The 512-nt window shown below is 53.7% G+C and carries 1 protein-coding gene; it reads left to right on the top strand.

Annotation, left to right across the window (positions count from 1 at the left end):
* Positions 1-243: 243 nt before the first annotated feature.
* Positions 244-462 carry a hypothetical protein gene (locus AC1RO3_RS08495; RefSeq protein ID WP_289875313.1) on the top strand — a complete coding sequence of 73 codons (219 nt, stop codon included), beginning with the start codon at positions 244-246 and terminating at the stop codon, positions 460-462.
* Positions 463-512: the final 50 nt, after the last annotated feature.

The raw sequence follows: 512 nt of genomic DNA, 5'->3' as shown, positions 1-512 counted from the left end.
ATCATCCCGCGCTCGATTCGTTCTATTCGTTCCTGTACGAGCATAACAGCGCGCTACGGCTTACGGGCTGGCCGATGAAAATCGAGGGCCCGGACGAACCGACACTTACCGACTGGTAAGCGCATCATCCCGTACACAACCGCTAGGTGTTTCTACCTAGCGGCTTTTTGCGTTTCCGCTTGCGCAACGCAAAAATCACGTGTATAGTTCATTCCATCAGCTAACCAAATGAAGGGGAACAGCATGAAAGTAGGCGACAAGGTTCGGGTAATCCGCACGGAACAAAGCTTTTACAATCGCGTCCAATGGTGGCCGGAACAGGGCATGACGGGCACTGTTGAGGCCGTCCACAAAAACGGGTCGGTTCGCGTGGCATGCGACCAATTGCGCAACCAGTCGTCAGACGGCCGTATCTCCAAAACGTTCCGGCCGCTCGATATGGTGTTTGAGGTCATCAAGTAACGATCCGCAGGGGCCTGAATTATGGTCCCTGTTTTCCCAGCAAAATACCC

The organism is Dellaglioa sp. CoH-57-MRSF-19, assembly GCF_056781975.1.
Note: the sequence above shows the minus strand (reverse complement) of the source record. Positions and strands in the feature narration are given on the sequence as shown.

Coding starts and splice junctions, on each gene's coding strand:
- AC1RO3_RS08495 (WP_289875313.1), top strand. CDS start 244: ATGAAAGTAGGCGACAAGGTTCGGGTAATCCGCACGGAACAAAGCTTT.